We start from the raw sequence: 23674 nt of genomic DNA on the forward strand, positions 1-23674 counted from the left end.
GGCGATCAGGGCAGGAAGTACTGCAGCAGATCATTGAGAAACAGCTGGCCTTCGCGGGTGGCTACCAGGCGCGTCGGTTCCGCTTGCAGCAGGCCGCGGCGCTGGGCCTGTTCGCGGGCCTTGGCCAGTTGCTCCTCGGGCAGGCCCGTGCGTTGGCTGAACAGCTCGGCGCTGCAGCCATCGCTCAGGCGCAGCACGTTCATCAGGAACTCGAACGGCAATTCCTCGGCGGTGAGCAACCTTTCACCGGCGCTGTAGCGCTTGGCAGGGTCGAGATAATCCTTGGGCAGGCGGGTTTTCCAGGTGCGGCTGATCCGGCCATCCGGCGTACTCAGCTTGCCGTGGGCGCCGGCACCGATGCCGAGGAAATCACCGAAGGTCCAGTAATTCAGGTTGTGCCGCGCCATGCGCTCGGGTTGCGCGTAGGCCGACACTTCGTACTGGGCGTAACCGTGCTCGGCGAGCAGCGCCTGGCCGGCCTCCTGGATGTCCCATAGGGTGTCGTCCTCGGGCAGCACCGGCGGCTGGTTCCAGAACACCGTGTTCGGCTCCACCGTCAGCTGGTACCAGGACAGGTGGGTCGGCGCCTGGGCGATGGCGATGCGCAGGTCGCCCAGGGCGTCATCGAGGGACTGATCCGGCAGGCCATGCATCAGGTCCAGGTTGAAATTGTCGAAGCCGGCGGCGCGGGCCATGTCGGCGGCGCGCACGGCTTCATCACCGTCATGGATGCGCCCCAGGGCCTTGAGTTTTTCCGCCTGGAAGCTCTGCACGCCGATCGACAGGCGATTGATGCCCAGGCGCCGGTAGGCGGCGAATTTCTCCTGCTCGAAGGTGCCCGGGTTGGCTTCCAGGGTGATCTCGATATCGCCGGCGAACGGAATGCGCCGCTCCACGCCTTCGAGCAGGCGGCCCAGGGCCTTGGCGGAAAACAGGCTGGGCGTGCCGCCGCCGAAGAAGATCGAGGTCAGCGGGCGGCCGTGGGCCTGGGCCAGGTCAGCGTCGAGGTCGGCGAGCAACGCGTCGACGTAGGCCTCTTCCGGCAGGTTGGGGCCGGCGGCGTGGGAGTTGAAATCGCAGTAGGGGCACTTGCGCACGCACCAGGGAATATGGACGTACAGGGCCAGGGGCGGCAGTTGGAACACGGGCTTCTGGATCACGGCAGGATGGTTGCGGGGCGCTATCGTGGCACGAGTTGGGCAAACTGCCAAAACGCGTGGACGAAGCGCCCCATTCGAAAGCGCTTACAAACCCAGGCGCTGCTTGAGCAGCTTCATGGCAATGGCGCGGTGGCTGAGCTGATTCTTGTCGGCCGCAGGCAGCTCTGCGCTGGAGCACTGGCGCTCCTCGACCCAGAACAGCGGGTCGTAGCCGAAGCCGTGCTCGCCGCGTGCCTCATGCAGGATGCGGCCATGCCACAGGCCCTCGCAGAGAATCGGCAGCGGGTCGTCGGCGTGTCGCACCAGAGCCAGGCAGCAGACGAACTGGGCGCCGCGCTCGGCGTCCGGCACTTCCTTGAGGGCCGCCAGCAGCTTGGCGTTGTTGGCGGCATCGCCCTGGCCATCGGCGTAGCGAGCCGAGTAGATGCCCGGCGCACCGCCGAGAAAATCCACCGCCAGGCCGGAGTCGTCGGCCAGCGCCGGCAGGCCGGACAGGCGCGAGGCGTTGCGCGCCTTGAGGATGGCGTTCTCGACGAACGACAGACCGGTTTCTTCAGGCTCCACCTGGCTGAACTCACCGACCGAGCGCAGGCGCACGCGGTCGCCGAGCATGGCTTGCAGTTCCTTGAGTTTGCCGGCGTTGTGGCTGGCGAGGACGAGTTCTGGAAAAGGCATCATGGCTCCGGAAAGAGTTCCTGGTTGAAGTCCAGGCGCTGGCCGTTCACCTGCAGGTTGAACAGCAGCACCTCACGGGATTCGATGGGAAACTGCGCCAGGTAGGAAACGAATTCGCCCTCGCGCTGTTCGACGAAGGTCAGCGCCTGGCCATGGCCCAGCACGTTCTTCACCTCGCCGCTGATCTCTGCTGCCGTCGGCTTGCCGCCGCGCAGCACACTGATGTTCAACACCCCCAGCTTGGCGCTGCGCACCAGGCCGCTGGCCTGGGCGATCTGCGGTTGCAGGTAGCTGGCGTTGAAGGCGCTGTAATGCACCTGCAGGTCGCCAAGGCGCTGCATGCGGTTGTCGGCCAGTGCCGGCAGGCCCAGGCACAGGACGATCAACATGGCGAGCAGGCGCATGGGGCGGCCTAGTTGGCGATGCGCACGTCGTGCGCATTGTGGCCGCTGATGCGGTAGATGCCGATCTCGCCCAGCAGGTTCGGCCACGCGCGGCTGGCCCAGCCATGCCGGTGCTCGCGGTCCACGGCCAGGCGGTCGAGCACCCGGGCGCTCTGCTGGTGGCACAGGCGTTCGAAGTCCTCGAAGGTGCAGAAGTGGATGTTCGGCGTGTTGTACCAGGTGTATGGGAGGAAGTCGGACACCGGCATGCGGCCCTTGCTGGCCAGGTACCAGCGGCAGCGCCAGTGGCCGAAGTTGGGAAAGGTGATGATGCAGGTCTTGCCGACGCGCAGCATCTCGGCCAGCACCTTGTCGGGAAAGTGCAGCGCCTGCAGCGACTGGGTCATGACCACCACGTCGAAGCTGTCGCTGGCGAAGTTGCCCAGGCCTTCGTCGAGGTTCTGTTCGATGACGTTGACGCCCTTGCCGATGCATTGGGCGATCTTGTCCGGGTCGATCTCCAGGCCATAGCCGCTGACCTGCTTGTTGGCGCCCAGCCAGGCCAGCAGTTCGCCGTCGCCACAGCCCAGGTCGAGGACGCGGCTGCCGGCGGGAATCCATTCCTGGATGATCTCTAGGTCGGCTCGCATGCTTACACCTCGATCCGTTTCATGTAGCTGGCAAAACCCTGCAGGTAGCGGGGGATCGGTATCAGGAAGGCGTCGTGGCCTTGCGGCGCGTCGATTTCCAGATAGCAGACGTTCTTGCGGGCGGCGAGCAGGGCGTCGACGATTTCCCGCGAGCGGGCTGGCGAGAAGCGCCAGTCGGTGGTGAACGACATCACGCAGAAGTCCGCCTTGGCCTTGGCCAGGGTCTTGGCCAGGTCGCCGTCATGCTCGGCGGCCGGGTCGAAGTAGTCCAGCGCCTTGGTCATCAGTAGGTAGGTGTTGGCATCGAAGCGCCCGGAGAACTCTTCGCCCTGATAGCGCAGGTAGCTTTCGACCTGGAACTCCACGCTGTGGAAGTCGTAGTTGAGCTTTTCGTTCTTCAGGCCGCGGCCGAATTTCTCGCCCATGGCGTCATCGGACAGGTAGGTGATGTGCCCGACCATGCGTGCCAGCATCAGGCCGCGCTTGGGGATCACGCCCTGGTCCTGGAAGTGCCCGCCATGGAACTCCGGGTCGGTGAGAATCGCCTGGCGCGCCACTTCGTTGAAGGCGATGTTCTGCGCCGAGAGCTTCGGTGCCGAGGCGATGGCCAGGCAGTGGCGCACGCGCTCCGGGTAGCTGATGGTCCACTGCATGGCCTGCATGCCGCCCAGGCTGCCGCCAACCACCGCGGCCCACTGCTCGATGCCCAGCAGGTCGGCCAGGCGTGCCTGGCTGTTGACCCAGTCCTCCACGGTCATCACCGGGAAGTCGGCACCGAACGGCTTGCCGGTGGCCGGGTTGATGTCGGACGGGCCGGTAGAGCCGTTGCAGCCGCCCAGGTTGTTGAGGCTGACGACGAAGAAGCGGTTGGTGTCCAGCGGCTTGCCAGGGCCGATGCAACTGTCCCACCAGCCCGGCTTACGGTCATCGGCGCTGTGGTAACCGGCGGCGTGGTGATGGCCGGACAGCGCGTGGCAGATCAGCACCGCGTTGCTGGCGTTGGCGTTGAGCTCGCCGTAGGTTTCGTAGATCAGCTGGTAGTCGGCCAGGCTGCGGCCGCAGGCCAGCGCCAGTGGCTCTGAAAACCTGGCGATCTGCGGCGTCACCAGGCCAACGGAGTCTTGAGGAAAAACAGTCGACATCGACTCTGCTCGGCTAAGGAAGGTACGGGAAAGTGCAGCAGTCTAAAGAGCGCGCCTGTCAGCGGCAAGGAAACTGCTGGCCGCGCTGGCCGAGCCAGCTAACGCGGCGTATCCCGCTGCCGGCTACTCGAGGTTGCCGGCCGGGCGCGGCATGCCTTTGAGGGTGACCACCTTGGCCTGCCGCTGGATGGGTGCCGGGCGGCGCATCACGCGCAGCATGTCGCCGGCCTGTGCCAGCTGCTGCTTGAGCTCCTCCGCATACTGGGCCAGCTGCTGGTGGCGCTGGCGACCGTGCTGGGTGTCCTGGGCCAGGGCCTTGAGACGCAGCATGTGGCCTTCCAGCAACTGCTTGTGCTCCAGGGTGTGCTGCATCAGCGGCATCAGTGCCTCGTCGGCCCAGCGCTCGGCATCGCGGCGCAAGCGGCGGTGCAGACCGATGACTTCCTGTACCAGGGTGGCGAAGAAGCGTCGGCCGAGGCTGCGCTGCTCGGTCAGCAGGGTCTTGAGGCGCAGGCGGAAACGGTCGCCTTTCTTCTGCAGATGGCGCAGTTCGCGCACGTAGTCCGCCAGTTCGAAGCGCGGCGCATCGACCGCCTGCAGCGGGTTCTCCTCGTTGTGCCGGCGGTAGATGGCCTCGACCATGCGGTTGGCCATGTCAGCATCGTGGGACAGGCTGTGCAGGTCGTCCTCGACCGCGGTGAAAAAACCGAGGATCGCTTGGTTGATGCCCAGGGTCGTCCAGGCACCATTGAGCTGGCGGCGCAGCTGGGCGAGGTGCGCTTCGAGCTTTTCCGCCTGGGCCGAGGTCTTCAGGCGCTCGCCTTGATTGCGCAGCAGGCGCTGGTTGGTACGCAGCGCCACCAGGCGCTTGTGGTGCAGGGTGTGATCGTCCTTGGTACGGCTGGTCAGCTCCATGAGCATCTGGCCGTTGTCCTGGCGGCGCTCGTCGAGCAGTTCCAGCTGTTCGTTGACCTTGCCCAGGCGCAGGCCGAGCACGTGCTGGCTGTTGTTGAGCATGGCCAGCACCTGGCGCACCACGCGCTCTTCGAGCAGCCGTTCCTTTTGCGCCACGATGCGCTCGCAGAGCAGCGTCTCGAGTTCGGCCATCTGGCTGCGCGCCAGCAATGCCGGGTCCTGACGCACCTTGGCGAGCAGTGCCTGCTTGGCCGACAGCGGCAGGATGTCCCGGCCGGCGATGCCCAGGTGGCGGGCGGCCTGCATGCGCACCCGCTCGATGGCATTGGCCACGAAGGTGTCGCCGGCCAGGTCGTCCCACAGCACGTCGATCTTGTTCAGCACCGCGTACAGGCAGCCTTGGCGCTCCTCGTCGAGGGGCTGTACGTGCTGCTGCCAGATATCCAGGTCGCTGGCCGTCACACCCGTGTCGGCAGACAGCAGGAAGATCACCGCCTGTGCGCTGGGTAGCATCGACAGGGTCAGCTCCGGCTCGCAGCCCAGGGCGTTGAGGCCGGGTGTGTCGAGAATGCGCAGGCCCTGGCGCAGCAGCGGGTGGTCGAAGTTGACGATGGCGTGGCGCCAGGCCGGTACCAGCACCTGGCCGGCTTGCTCGGTGCTTTCCAGGTTGTCCGGGTGAAAGCCCAGGGCGATGGCCTTCTCCACCGGCATGGCCTTGTTGGCAGCGACCTGGGCGAAGGCTTTGGCCATGCTGTCCGGGTCATTGGTGTCGAGGGCGACGTTCACCCAGTGGCGGGGCGTGCGCTTGAACTGCGCCACGCTGGCCTCGGCAATACGTGTCTCGATGGGTAGCAGGCGGATATAGGGCTGCGCGGCGCCCGGATCGAAAAGAATCTCGGTCGGGCACATGGTGGTGCGTCCGGCTTGAGACGGCAGCAGGCGCTGGCCGTATTCGGAGAAGAACAGGCTGTTGATCAGCTCGGTCTTGCCGCGGGAGAACTCGCCGACGAAGGCCAGGGTGATGTGGTCGGTGCGCAGCAGGCGCAGCGCCCGCTCCAGACGTGCCTCGACGCCTTCGCTGCTCAGCCGGTTATGAGCCAGCCAGCTACGGTAGCGGGTGATCTCGCGGACCAGTTCGCGCTTCCAGGCGACATATGCATCGACCTGCTCACTGAGACGTTCCATGCTCATCGGTGGGTTCCCTGACAAGGCATCGGCTTCGATGCGGGCTGCCGAGCATTATGCGAGGGGCGCAGGCGGCGTCAATGGCGAGTGGGGCGCATTGGCACCTGATGGTCGTTCAGGACGGGCGAGCGGTCAGGCCGAGTTCGCCGGGCAATTTGCTGGGCGCCTGAATGCGCACCCGCTTCTGGCGGCTCTGCTGGCCGCTTTCCAGGCTGACCTGGCTCTTGGCGACACCGAAGGCTGCGGCCAGAAAAGCCAGCAGGTGGGCATTGGCCTTGCCGTCCACTGGCGGGGCGGTAAGGCGGATCTTCAGGCGTTCGCCATGCAGCCCGGCGAATGCATCGGCACTCGCCTTGGGCTGCAGGTGGCAGTCGAGGATCAGCGCATTGCCGTCCCAGCGAAAGAAACTCATCGACTTTTAGAACCTGTTCATGATCTCGCGAGCTAGAGCCCTACAAGGGCTAGGCGCCCCCGCAAAAATAGGCGAGGACGCGGAGTTTACGAGTTGTAAATGAGCAGTCCGAGCCTGTTTTTAACGCAGTAGGGCCGACGCGCAGCAGATCATGAGAGCTTAGATCGCCAGGCTCAGGCCGCTGAACATACCGGTGCTGACCGCCAGGTTACGGATTACCAGCATGTCGATCAGGTTGAGGATCAGGAATGCCACGATGGGCGACAGGTCCAGGCCGCCCAGGTTGGGCAGGATGCGGCGGATCGGCATCAGCAGCGGCTCGCAGATCTGGTTGACCAGCAGGGCGGCCGGGTTGTGCGTGCCCTGGGCGACCCAGGAGAGGATCACGCTGATGATCAGGGCGAAGAAGAATACCTTGAGCAGCAGGGCGGTCACGCCAATGATCGACCACACCAGGACCAGCAGCGGGTCGCCGATGCCGACACCCATCAGCATCAGGGTCAGAGCCATCAGCACGAACTGGACGATCAGCGCCAGCACCAGCGAAGCCAGGTCGAGGCCGCCGAGGCTGGGGATGATACGGCGCAGCGGCTTGAGAATCGGGTGGGTGGCGCGCACGATGAACTGGCTGAGCGGGTTGTAGAAGTCCGCGCGGACCAGTTGCAGGATGAAGCGCAGCAGCACGATCAGCAGGTAGAAGCTGCCGATGGTCTGCAGGACGTAAACGGCTGCGGTGTTCAGACCGATCATTGATTGTCTCCTTATTGACCCAGTTGTTCGGCCAGCTCGGCCGAGCGCCGATCGGCGGCCTTGACGGCCTGCTCGACCAGGGCTTCGAAGCCGCCAGCCTGGAATGTCTTGATCGCCGCCTCGGTGGTGCCGGCTGGCGAGGTGACGCGGCGACGCAGCTCGGCGGCGTCGACGTCGCTGTTCAATGCCATCTGTGCGGCGCCCAGGGCGGTCTGCAGGGTCAGCTTGGCGGCAACATCGCGGGGCAGGCCGAGCTTCTCACCGCTGGCGGTCATCGCCTCGATCAGCAGGAAGAAATACGCCGGGCCGCTGCCGGACACGGCGGTCACGGCGTCGATCAGCTTTTCCTCTTCCAGCCACACCGCCATGCCGACGGCGCTGAGCAGTTGCTCGGCCTGCTGGCGCTGCGCGGCGCTGACCTGCGCATTGGCGTACAGGCCGCTGGCGCCCAGGCGCAGCAGCGATGGGGTATTGGGCATGCAGCGGACGATGGCCCGCGCGCCCAGCCATTTCTCCAGGCTGGCGCTGGTGATGCCGGCAGCGATGGAGACGATCAACTGGCCGTCCTGCACATGGGGCGCCAGGTCGAGGCACACGTCCTTCATGACCTGGGGCTTGACCGCCAGGACGATCACGTCGGCGTCACGGCAGGCCTCGGCATTGCTGGCCACCACGTCGATGCCGTGTTCGGCGGCGATCTTCTCGCGCTGTTCGGCGCCACGGTCGCTGGCGCGGATGGCGCTGGCCGGCAGGCCCTGGGCGAGCAGCCCGCCGATCAGGCTGGCAGCCATGTTGCCGGCGCCAATGAAGGCGATACGGGGAGTGGTCATGGGGAGGTTCCTATCTGAAGAGTCGAGATCGGGTAATTCAAACCTTGCCGTAATCGCGTTCGCCGAACAGTGCCGTGCCGATACGCACCCAGCTCGCGCCCTCGGCGATGGCCGCTTCGAGGTCGTGGCTCATGCCCATGGACAGGGTGTCGAGATCGAGGTTCAGCGCGTCCCGCAGTGCGCGCAGGCGGGCGAACGCCGCACGTTGCTCGGCCACGTCATCGGTGGGCGCGGGGATTGTCATCAATCCGCGCAAACGCAGGTTGGGCAGTTGTGTAACCGCCTGTGCCAAGGCCGCGAGTTCCTCGGGCACGCAGCCGGACTTGCTCGCTTCGCCGCTGACGTTGACCTGCAGGCAGATGTTCAGGGGCGGTAGCTCGGCGGGGCGCTGGGCGCTCAGGCGTTCGGCGACTTTCAGGCGATCCACCGAGTGCACCCAGGCGAAATGCTCGGCGATGAGGCGCGTCTTGTTGGACTGGATGGGGCCGATGAAATGCCAGGTCAGCGGCAGGTCGGCGAGCAGCGCCTGTTTTTCGAGCGCCTCCTGCAGGTAGTTCTCACCGAAATCCCGCAGGCCGGCCGCGTGGGCTTCACGAATCGCTTCGGCGGGCTTGGTCTTGCTCACCGCCAGCAACCCGACAGAGGAAAAATCTCGCTGCGAGGCTTGCGCCGCCTCACGGATCCGCACACCGACCTTTGCAATATTCTCTGCTATCGTGGACATTACCTGCGCCTGCCGCCTGAGCGTTTCTGCGGGCCCCACGGTGTTCTGCCAAGGGCGTGCTCGCGCAGCCGCCTGGTGATCCCCCAAGGCCCCAATCCTTAAGTTACGCGGCATTCTACCGTCATTAGGGAGTCCCATGGATATCACCGAGCTGCTTGCCTTCAGCGCCAAGCAAGGCGCGTCGGACCTGCACCTTTCCGCAGGCTTGCCGCCGATGATCCGGGTCGACGGCGATGTGCGCCGGATCAACCTGCCCGCCCTGGATCACAAGCAGGTGCACGCGCTGATCTACGACATCATGAACGACAAGCAGCGCAAGGACTTCGAAGAATTCCTGGAAACCGACTTTTCGTTCGAAGTGCCCGGTGTGGCGCGCTTCCGGGTCAACGCCTTCAACCAGAACCGTGGCAGCGGCGCGGTATTCCGGACCATTCCGTCGAAAGTGCTGAGCATGGAAGACTTGGGGATGGGCGAGATCTTCAAGAAGGTCTCCGACGTGCCGCGCGGGCTGGTGCTGGTCACCGGGCCGACCGGTTCGGGCAAGTCGACCACCCTGGCGGCGATGCTCGACTACATCAACAGCAACAAGTACCACCACATCCTCACCGTCGAAGACCCCATCGAATTCGTCCACGAATCGAAGAAGTGTCTGGTCAACCAGCGTGAGGTGCACCGCGACACCCACGGCTTCTCCGAAGCCCTGCGCTCGGCACTGCGCGAGGACCCGGACATCATCCTGGTCGGCGAGATGCGTGACCTGGAAACCATCCGCCTGGCGCTGACCGCCGCAGAAACCGGTCACCTGGTGTTCGGCACCCTGCACACCACCTCCGCCGCCAAGACCATCGACCGGGTGGTCGACGTGTTCCCGGCCGAGGAAAAGTCCATGGTTCGTTCCATGCTGTCCGAGTCCCTGCAGGCGGTGATTTCCCAGACCCTGCTGAAGAAGATCGGCGGCGGTCGGGTAGCGGCCCACGAAATCATGATCGGCACCCCGGCGATCCGAAACCTGATCCGCGAAGACAAGGTGGCGCAGATGTATTCGGCCATCCAGACCGGCGGTGCACTGGGTATGGAAACCCTCGACTCCTGCCTGAAACGGCTGGTTTCCAAAGGCCTGGTCAGCCGTGAAAGTGCCCGTGAAAAGGCCAAGACCCCAGAGAATTTCTGACCTTTTCACGATTCCGAGCCCAGGCCGGCGGAAGCAGCTCCGCCGGCAATTGAACATCGCGCCAGCGCATTTAGGTAAGCACCCATGGAATTCGAGAAACTGTTGCGCCTGATGGTCGAGAAGGGCGGCTCCGATCTGTTCATCACCGCTGGCGTGCCGCCGTCGATGAAGGTCAACGGCAAGATCATGCCGGTGACCAAGACCCCGCTGTCGCCGGAAATGACCCGTGAAACCGTGCACGCGGTGATGAACGAGCAACAGCGCCGCGACTTCGCGGAGAACCACGAATGCAACTTCGCGATCAGCGCCCGAGGCATCGGCCGCTTCCGGGTCAGCGCCTTCTACCAGCGCAACCTGGCCGGCATGGTGCTGCGCCGCATCGAGACCAACATTCCGACGCTGGACGACCTCAAACTGCCGGAAATCCTCAAGAAGCTGGCGCTGACCAAGCGCGGCCTGGTGTTGTTCGTCGGCGCCACCGGTACCGGCAAGTCCACCTCGCTGGCAGCGATGATCGGCTACCGCAACAAGAACAGCAGCGGCCACATCATCTCCATCGAAGATCCGATCGAGTACATCCACCAGCACCAGAACTGCATCGTTACCCAGCGCGAAGTGGGCATCGACACTGATTCTTTCGAGGTCGCGCTGAAGAACACCCTGCGCCAGGCGCCGGACGTGATCCTCATCGGTGAGGTGCGTACCCGCGAGACCATGGACCACGCCGTGGCCTTCGCCGAAACCGGGCACCTGTGCCTGGCCACCCTGCACGCCAACAACGCCAACCAGGCGCTGGACCGGATCATCAACTTCTTCCCGGCGGACCGGCAGAACCAGGTGTGGATGGACCTGTCGCTGAACCTCAAGGCCATCGTCGCCCAGCAACTGATCCCCACGCCCGATGGCAAGGGCCGCCGCGCGGTGATCGAGGTGCTGATCAACACCCCGCTGGCTGCCGATCTGATCCGCAAAGGCGAGGTGCACGAGCTCAAGGGCCTGATGAAGCGCTCTACCGAGCACGGTATGCAGACCTTCGACCAGGCACTCTACAACCTCTACAGCCAGGGTGAGATCACCTACGAAGATGCCCTGCTGTACGCCGACTCGGCCAACGACCTGCGCCTGATGATCAAGCTCGGCTCGGAAACCGACGGCGAGCATCTGACCAGCATGTCCCAGGGGCTGGCCCTGGAAATCACCGACGAAGATCAGGGGCGACGTTTCCGCTGAGCGGCCCAAGGCAATGAAAACAAAACCCGCTTCGGCGGGTTTTTTATTGCACTAGCCGGGCGGACTGGCAAACAAACCCTGAATTACTGCCGTACCGGCAAGACCTTCTCGGCATCGGCATGGATGCGCTTTCCGGGCTGGTTGGCAACGGCTTGGGCCTGGCCATCGGCCTGGGCGCCCGCGCGGGCCTGGCTCATCAGGCGGGGAATCAGCGGACCTTCCGGCAGGTTGCGCCAGAAGCGCACCGGCATGTTGGTTTCCAGCACGCTGCGATTGAGGCGTGCCGGGTTGAAGGTACTGCCGTAGTAGGCCAGCCACATCGCTTCGTTGCGGTCATCGGTGCCCTGGGCCAGGCGTTGCCAGTCGGGAGGGCAGGGGCTGGCGTGATGCAGCTTTTCACCATCCCAGAACACTCCGTCGTCCGGTGTGGCGATCAGCCAGGTCTGCCGGCCAAGGCGATCGGCGAAATGGCCCGAGGCGCTGGCGAGAATGTCGTGGGCCGGCTCGTGCCAGGCCACCAGCTCCGGCCCGCCAGCGCTCGCGTCCCGCGGTTTGAAGCGCAGAAAGGCGTGCAGGTGATGCGCTTCACGACGAACCGCCTTGAGGCGCGTATGCAGTTCGCTGCCATCGATATCGCCGGCCAGCATGGCGGCATGGTCGCCGTTCGCGACGCGCCAGAGGATGCGGTACAGCAATGCCCAGCGTTGAGCGCAGCGAAAGCGAGCAGCGCATTCCAGTTGTTCGATCAGGGCGCGCGGAACCCGCACGGGTCGGTCGGCAGCCGCGGCGGGTTGAGGTGCTTCCAGCGCGGCGAATAGATCCTGGTTTTCCTGGCTGTCCTGTACCCAGCTCAGTTGATGCGGCGCCATGCCTCGGCGCAGTTGCGCTCGGGCAGCGTCCCGCCAGCCGGCGAAACTGCCGTCGAAGTGCACCGCGTGCATCACCAGAGCCCCATCTGTTGCGGCGCTTCGCTCAATTGCTGGCGCAGCACCAGGGATTCGCGGGTCGCCTGAGCCGGGCGGTAATCCTGGGTGACGATGAACGGTTTGGCTTTTTCCAGCACGCAGCGCAGGCGGCCGACGTCCGCAAAACGGATGCGCTTCTGGCGGCGCAGGGCGACCAAGCGCTGGGCGCTGAGCACGCCGATGCCGGGGATGCGGGCGATCAGGGTCACGTCCGCGCGGTTGAGGTCGACGGGAAAGTGCTGGCGATTGTTCAGTGCCCAGGCCAGTTTGGGGTCGATATCCAGCGCCAGGTTGCCGGGGCCGTCGAGCAACTCGGTGGCCTTGAAGCCGTAGCCGCGCATCAGGAAGTCCGCCTGATACAAGCGGTGCTCGCGCAGCAGCGGCGGTGCCTCGAAGGGGACGCTCTTGGGGCTTTGCGGAATCGGGCTGAAGGCCGAGTAATAGACGCGCTTGAGGCGGAAGTCGCCATATAGCGACTGAGCGGTGTGCAGGATGATGCTGTCGTCGGTAGCATCCGCGCCGACGATCATCTGCGTGCTTTGCCCGGCAGGCGCAAAGGCGGGCGCGCGCTTTTCGCTGTCGGCCTCCTCGACGCCATTGCGAATGGTGCCCATGGCCTGCTTGATCGGCGCCACGCTCTTTTCCGGCGCCAGGCGGATCAGGCTGCTTTCGGTGGGCAGTTCGATGTTCACGCTGAGGCGGTCGGCGTAGCGACCGGCTTCGGCGATCAGCTCCGGTGACGCGTCGGGAATGGTCTTGAGGTGGATGTAGCCACGAAACTCGTGCTCCTCACGCAGCAGCTTGGCGACCCGGTTGAGTTGCTCCATGGTGTAGTCCGCGGAACGGATGATGCCGGAACTGAGAAACAGCCCGCTGATGCAGTTGCGGCGATAGAAATCCAGGGTAAGTGTGACCACTTCCTCGGGCGTGAAGCGCGCACGCGGCACGTCACTGGAGCGCCGGTTGACGCAGTATTGGCAGTCGTACAGGCAGAAGTTGGTCAGCAGGACTTTCAGCAGCGCCACGCAGCGGCCATCGGGGGTGAAGCTGTGGCAGATGCCCATGCCGTCGGTGGCGCCCATGCCGCTCTGGCCTTTCGAGCTGCGTTTGGGTGCGCCGCTGCTGGCGCAGGAAACATCGTATTTTGCGGCGTCGGCGAGTACCGTAAGCTTTTCGATCAATTCCATGGGTACGATTCGATAGCTGTATTTATGTACAGTATTCGGTAAGCCTGCGGTTCCCGCAAGGTCGTCTCGTCGGTGAAAGGCGAAACCTGCGGCGCCGCCATGGATCGAAGCGAATCAACCTGTCCTTTCTGGAGAATCTGATGCAGCGTCCTGATACCCACAGCAAGATCATCGGCTACCTGCTGTGGATCTTCGGTTTCCTCGGTGCGCACCGCTTCTATTACGGCAAGCCGGTGACTGGCACCATCTGGTTTTTCACCCTGGGCCTGCTGTTCATCGGCTGGATCATCGACCTGTTCCTGATCCCGGCGATGGATCGCGAGGCGGACCTGCGCTTCACGGCCGGCCGGCTCGATTACAACGTCGCCTGGATCCTGCTGACGTTCCTGGGCATTTTCGGCGTGCACCGCATGTACCAGGGCAAGTGGATCACCGGGATCCTTTACCTGCTGACCGGCGGGCTGTTTCTGGTCGGCGTGCTGTACGACCTGTGGACGCTGAACAATCAGGTGTCGATCGAGAATGCGCGCAATGGATAAGGTGAAGGAAGGCATCGCTGCCGGCCCTTGTGGGGCGACAGGGATGCCTGGTTGATGCGGATTATTTCGCGGGCATGGCCCGCTCCCACATGAGCCGGTGGTAGATCAGCTTTGGAAGCTGATATGCCCATCCACCAGGGTGTAGCGCACCTGGCCGGGCAGGCAGTGACCCAGGAACGGGCTGTTGCGGCCCTTGGAATACCAGCTTTCGCCGGCTACGGTGGAGGCTTGTGGGTCGAACAGCAGGATATCCGCCGCATCGCCCTGCTTGAGTTGCCCGACCGGCAGGCGTAGCGCCTGGGCCGGGCCGCTGCTCAGGCGGGCGAGCAAGGTGGGCAGATCCAGCAAACCGTCCTGCACCAGAGTCATGGCCAGCGGCAGCAGCAACTGCACGCCGCTGATGCCGGGCTCGGTCTCGCCGAACGGCGCCAGCTTGGCATCGAGCTCGTGGGGCTGGTGATGGCTGGAGATGGCGCTGATCACACCGCTCTTCACCGCCTCACGCAGGCCATCGCGGTCGGCGCGGGTGCGCAGCGGCGGTTGCACGTGATAGAGGCTGGAGAAGTCGATCAGCGCCTCGTCGGTGAGAATCAGTTGGTACAGCGCTACATCGGCAGTGACCGGCAGGCCACGAGCCTGGGCATCGGCGATCAGCTGGGCGCCGCGGGCACTGGTCAGCTGGCTGAAGTGCGCCCGCACGCCGCTCTGCTCGACCAAAAGCAGGTCGCGCGCCAGGGCCACGGTCTCGGCGGTTTCCGGAATCCCCGACAGGCCGAGGAAGCTGGCGGTGGCGCCTTCATGGGCCAGGCCGCCTTCGGCGAGGTCGTGATCCTGGGAGTGGAAGATCACCGTGAGGTCGAAGGTGGCTGCATATTCCAGGGCGCGGCGCAGGGTGCGCGCGTTGCGGAAATTGTTCAGGCCATTGCCGAACGCCACGCAGCCGGCATCGCGCAGGGCGACCAGCTCGGCGAGCTGCTCGCCATCGAGCCCTTTGCTCAGGGCGCCGATGGGAAACACCTTGGCGTGGCCGGCTTCGCGGGCGCGGTCGAGGATCAGTTCGGCCACCGCCGAAGTGTCCAGCACCGGCTTGGTGATCGGCGGGCAGCACAGGCTGGTGACGCCGCCAGCGGCAGCGGCCAGGGTTTCACTGGCGATGCTGCCCTTGCGGCTGTAGCCGGGCTCGCGCAGGGCGACGGACAGGTCGACCAGGCCGGGTGCCGCGACCAGGCCGCTGGCGTCCAGGGTCTGGTCGGCTTCGAAGCCGGCCGGCGCCTGGCCGATGGCGCTTAGCTTGCCGCCTTCTATATACAGGTCGGCGACCTGATCGAAGCCGCTGCTCGGGTCGATGACGCGGGCGCCGAGGATACGGGTACGCATCAGTTTTGCTCCTCAGCGTTGAGTTGGCGTTGGGCGTTCTGGCCGCTCATGGCCATGGACAGCACGGCCATGCGGATGGCGATGCCGTAGGTGACCTGGTTGAGAATCACCGATTGCGGGCCGTCGGCCACCGCTGACTCGATTTCCACGCCGCGGTTGATCGGCCCCGGGTGCATGACCAGCGCATCGGGCTTGGCCAGCTTGAGGCGCTGCTCGGTCAGGCCGAACAGGCGGTAGAACTCGCCCTCGCTGGGTAGCAGGCCGCCGGTCATGCGCTCGCGCTGCAGGCGCAGCATGATCACCACGTCGACATCCTTGAGGCCTTCATTGGCATCGCTGAACACGCGCACGCCGTAGCTTTCTTCCAGGCCGATGGGCAGCAGGGTCTTCGGCGCGATCACGCGGATGTCGGGGCAGCCGAGGGTCTTGAGCGCCAGCATGTTGGAGCGCGCCACCCGCGAGTGCAGGATGTCGCCGACGATGGCCACCGAGAGATTCTCGAAGCTGCCCTTGTGGCGACGGATGGTCAGCATGTCGAGCATGCCCTGGGTCGGGTGCGCGTGGCGGCCGTCGCCACCGTTGATGATCGCCAGGTTCGGACACACGTGCTCGGCGATGAAGTGGGCGGCGCCGGAGCCGGCATGGCGCACCACGAAGATGTCGGCGGCCATAGCTTCGAGGTTGCGCAGGGTGTCGAACAGCGTCTCTCCCTTGCTGGTCGAGCTGGTCGACACGTTAAGGCTGATCACGTCGGCGGACAGGCGCTGAGCGGCCAGCTCGAAGGTGGTCCGGGTGCGCGTGGAGTTCTCGAAGAACACGTTGCACACCGTCTTGCCGCGCAGCAGTGGGACTTTCTTGACCGCACGGGCACCGACTTCGAGGAAGGAGTCGGCGGTGTCGAGGATTTCCGTCAGCAACTCGCGGGGCAGGCCGTCGAGGGACAGGAAGTGGCGCAACTGGCCTTGGTCGTTCAGTTGCAGGGGGCGCTTGGCATCGAGTGCGGTCATTGCGGACGGCCTTGGTCGGAAAGCGTCTGGAGTTCGAGGGTGAAGGGCGCGGGGCCGGACAATTTTACCCGCTGATCGGCCGCCAGCGACAGCGTCGCGCCGACCACGTCGGGGCGGATCGGCAGTTCGCGGGCGTCCAGGTCGAGCAAGCTGACCAGAGTCACGCTGGCCGGGCGACCGTAGTCGAACAGCTCGTTCAGCGCGGCGCGGATGGTGCGCCCGCTCATCAGCACGTCGTCGATCAGCACCAGATGCTGGCCTTCGATCTCGAACGGCAGTTCGGACGGCTGCACCTGTGGGTGCAGGCCGTTCTGGGTGAAGTCGTCGCGGTAGAAGGATACGTCGAGCACGCCCAATGGCTCGTCGCGGCCCAATTGCTCGAGCAGCGCCTGGGCCACCCACACGCCGCCGGTGCGGATGCCGATGAAGCGCGGCGTGCCGATCTGCCGACGGTTCAGGTGGTTGCTCAGCGAGGTCGCCATCTGCGGCAGCAGTTCGGCGGGGTTGGGTAGGCTCATCTAAAGCTCCTTGTGGCCGGGTCAGCCCAGGCAGTTTTCTTCCAGCCAGCCCTGCAGCAACAGAGCGGCGGCCAGGGCGTCGACCGGGCGCTGGCGATAGCCGCCGGTCTGGCCCTGCTGCAGGCGCTCGCCCTTGGCGGCATAGGTGGTCAGGCGTTCGTCGTGGGTGAATACCGGCAGGTTGAAGCGACCGTTGAGGCGGCGGGCGAACTTCTCGGCCCGTTCGCTCATGTCGCTCGGCGTGCCATCCATGTTCAACGGCAGGCCGACGACGATGGCATCGGGTTGCCATTCCTTGATCAGCGCTTCGACCTTCTGCCAGTCCGGCACGCCGTTCTGCGCCTTGAGGATGCACAGCTCGCGGGCCGAGCCGGTGATCGGCTGGCCGACGGCGACGCCGATCTGCTTGGTGCCGTAGTCGAAGCCGAGCAACAGGCGCAGCGATTGTTTGTCGATTTCGACCATCAGGCGTGGCCCGCCTGGGGGGTGAGCAGGTTGAGGTCGATGCCGAGCAGCGCGGCGGCGCCGCCGAGGCGCTGGTCGTAGGGCGTTTCGAACAGAATCGCCTGGTTCGCCGGGCAGGTCAGCCAGGCGTTATCGGCCAGCTCGGCCTCCAACTGACCGGCGCCCCAGCCGGCGTAGCCGAGGGCGATCAGGTGATTGGCCGGGCCGCTACCTTCGGCGATGGCGAACAGCACGTCCTGGGAGGTGGACAGGCCGAGCTCACCGAGGTCGACCGTCGCCTGGAACTGCGCGCCCTTGGGGTGCAGTACGAAGCCGCGGTCGGTCTGCACCGGGCCGCCGCTGAAGATCGGCAGGCTCTGGCACAGCACCGAGGGTGTACTTTCCGGGCGCAGCTGTTCGAGCACGTCGGCCAGGTTCAGGCCATTGGGGCGGTTGATTACCAGGCCCATGGCGCCCTGGTCGTTGTGATCGATGAGGTAGATCACGGTGTGCGCGAAATTCGGATCGTCCATGTGCGGCATGGCGATCAGGAAGTGGTGCTTGAGAATGCTCGGGCTGGCGTCTTTCATGGCCGCTAGTTTGAAGCTGCGCGGCGCAAGCTACAAGCCGCACGTTCGGGCAAAAACGCCGCGTCGCCGTCAGTTGCTCGACAGGCGGTCGCCGCGCTCGAAGCGCCAGGTGCGGATGATCTCCAGGCGATCGATGTCGGCCAGATCGCCGGTGAACGGCGCGTAGGGCGCGGCCAGGCGCACGATGCGCATGGCGGCCTGATCGAGCACCTGCTCGCCGGACGATTCCAGCACCATCACTTCGTACAGGCTGCCGTCACGGTTGATCGACACCAGCAGGCGCAGGCTGCCGTGGATCTGCCGGCGCCGAGCGTCGTCCGGGTAGTTGAGGTTGCCGATGCGCTCGACCTTCTTGCGCCATTCGTCCTTGTACCAGGCGCCCTTGTCGCGCATGGTCGAGGCGGCGTTGAGGCGGTGGATCTTCGGGCGCTTGGCGTATTGCTGCACCTGGTCGGACAGCTCGGCTTCCAGGCTGGCGATCTCGGCGGACAGTTGCGCACTGTCGAAGGACGGCGCCTCCGGGCTCGGCGGCGTCGGCTTGGTTTCCTCGCGCTTGGCCGGCGCCTTCTGCTGTTGCGGGGCGCGGGTGGTCACCGCGGCTATCGGCGCTTCGGGTTTCACGGCGGGCGGCGGCGGTGCGGCGGCGGGCGTCACCTTGCGCACTTCGGTGTCCTGGAAGGGCGCCTGTTCGGTGGTGGTCGGCGCCGCCTTCTTGTCCAGGGTGCCGCTGCCTTGCTGATTGTCCTGGGCGAGGAAGTCCGCCTCCTTGGGCTTTTCATCGCTCTTGAAGGTGGACAGGGTGATCTCCAGGGTCTTGCTGATCTGCCCAGGCTCGGCAAAGGTGAAGCCCACGCCGAGAATCAGCGCGGCGTGCAGCACCGCGGCCAGAAACAGGGTGAAGCCCAGCCGGTCCGCCGGGCGAACGCCGGAGGAGGTGAGGTCGGGTGGGCTGGCTGTTGCGTTCATCACGGTCTGTCGTCGGGGCTGTCAACGTTTCGGCGCGGTCGTGCTGAAACGTCAGCAGACCCTGGGTTGCCGCGCAGTCTGCCGAGGCGATGTGCAAAAGTCTATGAAGCACTCCGCGCATTGAGCTTTTCGGCAATCTTGTCCATCAGCTGTTCGCCGATACGCGTATCGAAGGCTGCATCGATCTCGCGAATGCAGGTCGGGCTGGTGACGTTGATCTCGGTGAGGCGGTCGCCGATCACGTCCAGGCCGACGAACAGCAGGCCGCGCTCGCGCAGGCTCGGGCCGACGGCGGCGGCGATTTCGCGGTCGCGCTCGGTGAGCGGGCGGGCTTCGCCGCGGCCGCCGGCCGCCAGGTTGCCGCGGGTCTCGCCGCTGGCCGGAATGCGCGCCAGGCAGTAAGGAACCGGTTCACCGTCTATCATCAGAATACGCTTGTCGCCGTCGACGATGGCGGGCAGGTAACGCTGCGCCATGATCTGCTGGCTGCCATGGGCGGTGAGGGCTTCGAGAATCACCGACAGGTTCGGATCGCCCTCGCGGTGACGAAAGATCATCGATCCGCCCATTCCATCGAGGGGTTTGAGAATGATGTCACGGTGCTGTCGTGCGAAATCACGCAGAATGTCGGGTCTGCGGCTGACGATGGTCTCCGGCGTGAACTGCGCAAAGCGTGTGGCGAAGAACTTCTCGTTGCAGTCGCGCAGGCTCTGTGGTCGGTTGACCACCAGCGTGCCGGCTTCCTCAGCCTGTTCGAGCAGGTAGGTGGAATAGACGAATTCGTTATCGAAGGGCGGGTCTTTGCGCATCAGGATCACGTCGAGCTCGGCCAGGGGCATGTCCTGCTCGTCGCCGAATTCGAACCAGTGCTGGGGGTCGGCGAATACCTTGAGCGGGCGAGTGCGGCCGCGGGCGATACCAGCGGCCTGGTAGAGATCCTTCTGTTCCATATAGAAGAGGCTCCAGCCGCGCGCCTGGGCAGCCAGAAGCATGGCCAGCGAGCTGTCCTTCTTGTAGGCGATCTGTGCGATGGGATCCATGACGATGCCGAGCCGAACGCTCATTGAGGTATCTCCGTAGAGGGCGGTGCGAAGCAGCCGCGAAGGTAGCAGGGATGGGCGCCAAGGGTGGCGCTGACGGGGCTGGTGGTCAAGGGCGACCAGGCCGATGGCTTGCATGTGGAGAGTGTGCTAAAAAGGCCCAGCGATGGGCCGGGCCCATTGGTTTCAGGGCCTCCGGCGCACTGGATATGGCGTAATACAACGACTCACCGAAGTGGTGGCAGGGCAGACATGGAACAGCATTCGGAAGGCTTGAGGGTGATGGTGATCGACGACTCGAAGACGATTCGTCGTACAGCGGAAACCCTGCTGAAAAAGGTGGGCTGTGACGTGATCACCGCTGTGGATGGTTTCGATGCCCTGGCGAAGATCGCCGACACCCATCCGAACATCATCTTCGTCGACATCATGATGCCGCGCCTCGACGGCTATCAGACCTGCGCGTTGATCAAGAACAACAGTGCCTTCAAGTCCACGCCCGTTATCATGCTGTCGTCCAAGGACGGCCTGTTCGACAAGGCCAAGGGGCGCATCGTCGGTTCTGATCAATACCTGACCAAGCCATTCAGCAAGGAAGAGCTGCTCGGCGCGATCAAGACCCACGTGCCGGAGTTCTCTCCGGTCGAACAGGCGTCCTGACGTCCGGCTGTCGCTACAACCGCCTCTCTTCATGTATTGGGAAACATCATGGCTCGAATTCTGATTGTTGATGACTCGCCGACCGAAATGTACAAGCTGACCGCCATGCTGGAAAAGCACGGCCATCAGGTACTCAAGGCCGAAAACGGCGCCGACGGCGTCGCCCTGGCACGCCAAGAAAAACCCGATGTGGTGCTGATGGACATCGTCATGCCCGGGCTCAATGGCTTCCAGGCTACCCGGCAGCTGACCAAGGATGCCGAAACCAGCCACATCCCGGTGATCATCGTCACCACCAAGGATCAGGAAACCGACAAGGTCTGGGGCAAGCGCCAGGGCGCCAAGGACTATCTGACCAAGCCGGTCGACGAAGCTACGCTGCTGAAAACACTGAACGCGGTGCTCGCTGGCTGAGGCCGCGCAGCGCGACACGACAAAAGAAGAAGGTCACGACAGGCATGTCAGAGACACGCACCCCCTTTCAGATCCTTCTCGGCATCGAGCAGCGCTGCCGCGCGTTGGCAGCGGGCTTGCCGTCGCAGCAGGTGGCGGTGCAGACCTGGAGTGGCATTGGCTTTCGCATGGGCGAGCGGTTTTTCGTCGCACCGATGGGTGAGGTCGGTGAAGTGCTGCACGAGCCACGGCATACCTTGCTGCCCGGCGTGAAAAGCTGGGTCAAGGGTGTGGCCAACGTGCGTGGACGATTGCTGCCGGTGATGGACCTGTGCGGCTTCTTCGGCGGCGAGCTGTCGCCCCTGCGCAAGCAGCGGCGGGTGCTGGTGGTCGATCATCACGACATCTTCGCTGGCCTGACGGTCGACGAGGTGTTCGGCATGCAGCATTTTGCGGTGGATACCTTTTCCGAGCAGTTGCCGGCGCTCGAGGCTTCCATCGCGCCATTCATTCACGGTGTGTTCCAGCGTGAACAGCCCTGGTTGGTGTTCAGCCCTCATGCGCTGGCCCAGGCTCCAGAGTTTGTCGACGTGGCATACAGATAGCTTTTCGGTGGGGGCGGCGCAGCCAGCCTTCTGACGTTAGATGGAATTCGAAGTGCGGTAGGGTCCAGGCGGGGGCCAGATAATGAAAAAAGTAATCTCCAACAATGTGCTGGCGGGGACACGGGTCGGCGCACTCGTGGCGGGGCTGTTCGTCGTCCTGATCGTTTCGATCGTGATGCTGTTCGCCAACTTCGCGTACATGAATACGCAGAGTAACTACGACACCGAGTACCTCAGCAACGCCGGTGAACTGCGCGTGCTGTCCCAGCGTATCGCCAAGGATGCCACCGAATCCGCTGCGGGTAAGGCTGAAGCCTTCGCCCTGCTGCGCGATGCCCGCAACGATTTCCAGACCCGTTGGGCCTACCTGACGGACGGTAACGCGCAGACCGGCCTGCCTGCCGCACCGGCATCGGTGCAGGCGCAGATGGCTGCCGTGCAGCAGGACTGGGATGCCCTGCGCCAGAACGCCGACGCCATTCTGGCCAGCGAACAGACCGTTCTGTCGTTGCACCAGGTTGCCGCCACCCTGGCCGAAACCATTCCGCAACTGCAGGTCGAGTACGAGGAAGTGGTCGACATCCTGCTCGAGAGCGGTGCGCCGGCGGCCCAGGTATCGGTCGCCCAGCGTCAGTCGCTGCTCGCCGAACGTATTCTCGGTTCGGTGAACAAGGTACTGGCCGGTGACCAGGACTCGGTGCAGGCCGCCGACATGTTCGGTCGCGACGCCAGCCTGTTCGGTCGCGTGCTCAGCGCGATGCAGGAAGGCAACGCGGCCATGGAAATCACCAAGGTCAGCGACCAGGAAGCCTTGGAACGCCTCGGCGAGATTTCCGAGCTGTTCGAATTCGTATCCGGTTCCGTGGACGAGATTCTCGAAACCTCGCCGGAGCTGTTCCAGGTTCGTGAGTCGGCCAACACCATCTTCACCGTTTCGCAGACCCTGCTCGACAAGGCCTCGACCCTGTCCGAAGGCTTCGAAGGGCTGGCCTCGGGCCGCTCGCTGAACACCATTGCTGGTTACGTGCTGGGCGCACTGGCGCTGGGTTCGATTCTGATCATCGGCCTGGTGATGGTGCAGGAGACCAACCGTCGACTGGCCGAAACCGCCGAGAAGAACGAACGTAACCAGACCGCGATTCTGCGTCTGCTCGATGAGATCGCCGACCTCGCCGACGGTGACCTGACGGTGGCCGCGACGGTAACCGAAGACTTCACCGGTGCGATCGCCGACTCCATCAACTACTCGATCGACCAGCTGCGTGAACTCGTCGCGACGATCAACATGACAGCCGTGCAGGTGGCGGGCGCCGCCCAGGAAACCCAGGCCACCGCCATGCACCTGGCCGAGGCATCCGAGCACCAGGCCCAGGAAATCGCCGGGGCTTCGGCGGCGATCAACGAAATGGCCGTGTCGATCGACCAGGTATCGGCGAACGCCTCGGAATCCTCCGCGGTAGCGGAACGGTCCGTAGCCATCGCCAACAAGGGCAACGAAGTCGTACACAACACCATCACCGGCATGGACAACATCCGTGAGCAGATCCAGGACACCTCGAAGCGAATCAAGCGCCTCGGTGAGTCGTCCCAGGAGATCGGTGACATCGTAAGCCTCATCAACGACATCGCCGACCAGACCAACATCCTCGCACTGAACGCCGCGATCCAGGCCTCCATGGCCGGTGACGCAGGCCGAGGCTTCGCCGTGGTAGCGGACGAGGTACAACGCCTCGCCGAACGCTCCTCCGGGGCGACCAAGCAGATCGAGGCGCTGGTAAAGACCATTCAGACCGACACCAACGAAGCCGTTATCTCCATGGAACAGACCACCTCCGAGGTGGTACGCGGTGCACGCCTGGCGCAGGACGCCGGTGTGGCCCTGGAAGAGATCGAGAAGGTATCCAAGACCCTCGCCGCACTCATCCAGAACATTTCCAACGCGGCACGTCAGCAGGCATCGTCTGCCGGCCACATCTCCAACACCATGAACGTGATTCAGGAGATCACCTCGCAGACCTCGTCCGGTACCACCGCCACCGCCAAGAGCATTGGTAACCTGGCCAAGATGGCCAGTGAAATGCGCAACTCGGTGTCCGGTTTCAACCTGCCGAACGACGGCGAGCAGGCGTGATCGCCTGCCGTCTGGCGCATTGATC

The 23674-nt window shown here is 64.5% G+C and carries 26 protein-coding genes; 7 read left to right on the forward strand and 19 right to left on the reverse strand.

Translation table 11 applies throughout. From position 1 onward, the window contains the following. Positions 1 to 5: 5 nt before the first annotated feature. The 10 genes from hemW to BVH06_RS22955 all read right to left on the reverse strand — a co-directional run bounded on the left by hemW (position 6) and on the right by BVH06_RS22955 (position 8826). Entirely contained in the window at positions 6 to 1160 is a 1155-nt protein-coding gene (gene hemW / locus BVH06_RS22910; protein ID WP_139315713.1) for a radical SAM family heme chaperone HemW, read from the reverse strand. A gap of 84 nt (positions 1161 to 1244) precedes the next feature. After that, positions 1245 to 1838, reverse strand: a complete 594-nt coding sequence (rdgB, locus tag BVH06_RS22915) for an RdgB/HAM1 family non-canonical purine NTP pyrophosphatase (protein ID WP_041705675.1) — start codon at positions 1836 to 1838, stop codon at positions 1245 to 1247. Further along, positions 1835 to 2239, reverse strand: coding sequence for a DUF4426 domain-containing protein (locus BVH06_RS22920; RefSeq protein WP_075935591.1), 405 nt, complete (start codon positions 2237 to 2239; stop codon positions 1835 to 1837). Before BVH06_RS22920 ends, rdgB begins: the two co-directional genes overlap by 4 nt. 8 nt (positions 2240 to 2247) lie before the next feature. Then, on the reverse strand, positions 2248 to 2868 hold the full coding sequence (gene metW / locus BVH06_RS22925) for a methionine biosynthesis protein MetW (RefSeq protein ID WP_075928463.1): 621 nt from the start codon (positions 2866 to 2868) through the stop codon (positions 2248 to 2250). Positions 2869 to 2870: 2 nt separating this feature from the next. Beyond that, positions 2871 to 4010, reverse strand: a complete 1140-nt coding sequence (locus tag BVH06_RS22930) for a homoserine O-acetyltransferase (protein ID WP_075928464.1) — start codon at positions 4008 to 4010, stop codon at positions 2871 to 2873. Positions 4011 to 4133: 123 nt separating this feature from the next. Next, positions 4134 to 6116, reverse strand: coding sequence for a dynamin-like GTPase family protein (locus BVH06_RS22935; RefSeq protein ID WP_075935592.1), 1983 nt, complete (start codon positions 6114 to 6116; stop codon positions 4134 to 4136). 109 nt (positions 6117 to 6225) lie between these two features. Next, positions 6226 to 6522, reverse strand: a complete 297-nt coding sequence (locus BVH06_RS22940; RefSeq protein ID WP_075935593.1) for a DUF167 family protein — start codon at positions 6520 to 6522, stop codon at positions 6226 to 6228. 159 nt (positions 6523 to 6681) lie between these two features. Continuing rightward, a complete protein-coding gene (locus BVH06_RS22945; protein ID WP_075935594.1) occupies positions 6682 to 7272 on the reverse strand; it encodes a YggT family protein in 591 nt (196 codons plus the stop codon). Between the two features lie 11 nt (positions 7273 to 7283). Further along, the gene (gene proC, locus BVH06_RS22950) at positions 7284 to 8102 is read right to left on the reverse strand and encodes a pyrroline-5-carboxylate reductase (RefSeq protein WP_075935595.1); all 819 of its coding nucleotides are present in this window, start codon (positions 8100 to 8102) and stop codon (positions 7284 to 7286) included. A 37-nt stretch (positions 8103 to 8139) separates the two neighbouring features. After that, complete coding sequence (locus tag BVH06_RS22955) at positions 8140 to 8826, reverse strand: YggS family pyridoxal phosphate-dependent enzyme (protein ID WP_075935596.1); 687 nt, start codon at positions 8824 to 8826, stop codon at positions 8140 to 8142. A gap of 136 nt (positions 8827 to 8962) precedes the next feature. Between BVH06_RS22955 and BVH06_RS22960 the strand changes: the two genes are divergently transcribed. After that, positions 8963 to 9997, forward strand: coding sequence for a type IV pilus twitching motility protein PilT (locus tag BVH06_RS22960; RefSeq protein ID WP_013789435.1), 1035 nt, complete (start codon positions 8963 to 8965; stop codon positions 9995 to 9997). Positions 9998 to 10081: 84 nt separating this feature from the next. Next, complete coding sequence (locus tag BVH06_RS22965; RefSeq protein WP_075928470.1) at positions 10082 to 11227, forward strand: PilT/PilU family type 4a pilus ATPase; 1146 nt, start codon at positions 10082 to 10084, stop codon at positions 11225 to 11227. An 83-nt stretch (positions 11228 to 11310) separates the two neighbouring features. On the opposite strand, the gene BVH06_RS22970 is transcribed toward BVH06_RS22965, so the two are convergent. After that, on the reverse strand, positions 11311 to 12168 hold the full coding sequence (locus BVH06_RS22970) for a TIGR03915 family putative DNA repair protein (RefSeq protein ID WP_075935597.1): 858 nt from the start codon (positions 12166 to 12168) through the stop codon (positions 11311 to 11313). Beyond that, positions 12168 to 13379 carry a putative DNA modification/repair radical SAM protein gene (locus BVH06_RS22975; RefSeq protein WP_075935598.1) on the reverse strand — a complete coding sequence of 404 codons (1212 nt, stop codon included), beginning with the start codon at positions 13377 to 13379 and terminating at the stop codon, positions 12168 to 12170. The genes BVH06_RS22970 and BVH06_RS22975 overlap by 1 nt, the downstream gene beginning before the upstream one ends. Before the next feature lie 137 nt (positions 13380 to 13516). Here BVH06_RS22975 and BVH06_RS22980 point away from each other — a divergent pair, with 137 nt between their 5' ends. Beyond that, positions 13517 to 13918 (forward strand): TM2 domain-containing protein, encoded by a 402-nt coding sequence (locus BVH06_RS22980; RefSeq protein ID WP_167363091.1) that lies wholly within the window; start codon positions 13517 to 13519, stop codon positions 13916 to 13918. Between the two features lie 105 nt (positions 13919 to 14023). Here the strand turns inward: BVH06_RS22980 and BVH06_RS22985 are convergent, their stop codons facing one another. The 7 genes from BVH06_RS22985 to gshB form a co-directional block, all read right to left on the reverse strand. Then, positions 14024 to 15295 carry a dihydroorotase gene (locus tag BVH06_RS22985; RefSeq protein WP_075935599.1) on the reverse strand — a complete coding sequence of 424 codons (1272 nt, stop codon included), beginning with the start codon at positions 15293 to 15295 and terminating at the stop codon, positions 14024 to 14026. Continuing rightward, positions 15295 to 16302 carry an aspartate carbamoyltransferase catalytic subunit gene (locus BVH06_RS22990; protein ID WP_075928475.1) on the reverse strand — a complete coding sequence of 336 codons (1008 nt, stop codon included), beginning with the start codon at positions 16300 to 16302 and terminating at the stop codon, positions 15295 to 15297. Before BVH06_RS22990 ends, BVH06_RS22985 begins: the two co-directional genes overlap by 1 nt. Then, on the reverse strand, positions 16299 to 16820 hold the full coding sequence (gene pyrR / locus BVH06_RS22995) for a bifunctional pyr operon transcriptional regulator/uracil phosphoribosyltransferase PyrR (protein WP_075935600.1): 522 nt from the start codon (positions 16818 to 16820) through the stop codon (positions 16299 to 16301). The genes BVH06_RS22990 and pyrR overlap by 4 nt, the downstream gene beginning before the upstream one ends. A gap of 21 nt (positions 16821 to 16841) precedes the next feature. Beyond that, positions 16842 to 17285: a Holliday junction resolvase RuvX gene (gene ruvX / locus BVH06_RS23000; protein ID WP_075935601.1), complete on the reverse strand. Its 444-nt coding sequence runs from the start codon at positions 17283 to 17285 to the stop codon at positions 16842 to 16844. After that, positions 17285 to 17854 carry a YqgE/AlgH family protein gene (locus BVH06_RS23005; protein ID WP_075935602.1) on the reverse strand — a complete coding sequence of 190 codons (570 nt, stop codon included), beginning with the start codon at positions 17852 to 17854 and terminating at the stop codon, positions 17285 to 17287. The genes ruvX and BVH06_RS23005 overlap by 1 nt, the downstream gene beginning before the upstream one ends. A 69-nt stretch (positions 17855 to 17923) precedes the next feature. After that, positions 17924 to 18820 (reverse strand): energy transducer TonB, encoded by an 897-nt coding sequence (locus BVH06_RS23010; RefSeq protein ID WP_075935603.1) that lies wholly within the window; start codon positions 18818 to 18820, stop codon positions 17924 to 17926. A gap of 101 nt (positions 18821 to 18921) precedes the next feature. Further along, positions 18922 to 19884, reverse strand: a complete 963-nt coding sequence (gene gshB / locus BVH06_RS23015) for a glutathione synthase (RefSeq protein ID WP_075928480.1) — start codon at positions 19882 to 19884, stop codon at positions 18922 to 18924. A 228-nt stretch (positions 19885 to 20112) separates the two neighbouring features. On the opposite strand from gshB, the gene pilG reads away from it, so the two are divergent. The 4 genes from pilG to BVH06_RS23035 all read left to right on the forward strand — a co-directional run bounded on the left by pilG (position 20113) and on the right by BVH06_RS23035 (position 23649). Next, positions 20113 to 20520 carry a twitching motility response regulator PilG gene (gene pilG / locus BVH06_RS23020; protein WP_070885873.1) on the forward strand — a complete coding sequence of 136 codons (408 nt, stop codon included), beginning with the start codon at positions 20113 to 20115 and terminating at the stop codon, positions 20518 to 20520. Positions 20521 to 20568: 48 nt separating this feature from the next. Then, complete coding sequence (gene pilH, locus BVH06_RS23025) at positions 20569 to 20934, forward strand: twitching motility response regulator PilH (protein WP_013789448.1); 366 nt, start codon at positions 20569 to 20571, stop codon at positions 20932 to 20934. Positions 20935 to 20978: 44 nt separating this feature from the next. Next, positions 20979 to 21518: a chemotaxis protein CheW gene (locus BVH06_RS23030; protein WP_013789449.1), complete on the forward strand. Its 540-nt coding sequence runs from the start codon at positions 20979 to 20981 to the stop codon at positions 21516 to 21518. Positions 21519 to 21600: 82 nt separating this feature from the next. Further along, positions 21601 to 23649 (forward strand): methyl-accepting chemotaxis protein, encoded by a 2049-nt coding sequence (locus BVH06_RS23035; RefSeq protein ID WP_075928481.1) that lies wholly within the window; start codon positions 21601 to 21603, stop codon positions 23647 to 23649. Positions 23650 to 23674 lie beyond the last annotated feature (25 nt).

The sequence above is a fragment of the Pseudomonas sp. PA27(2017) genome (genome assembly GCF_001945445.1).
GTDB lineage: Bacteria > Pseudomonadota > Gammaproteobacteria > Pseudomonadales > Pseudomonadaceae > Aquipseudomonas.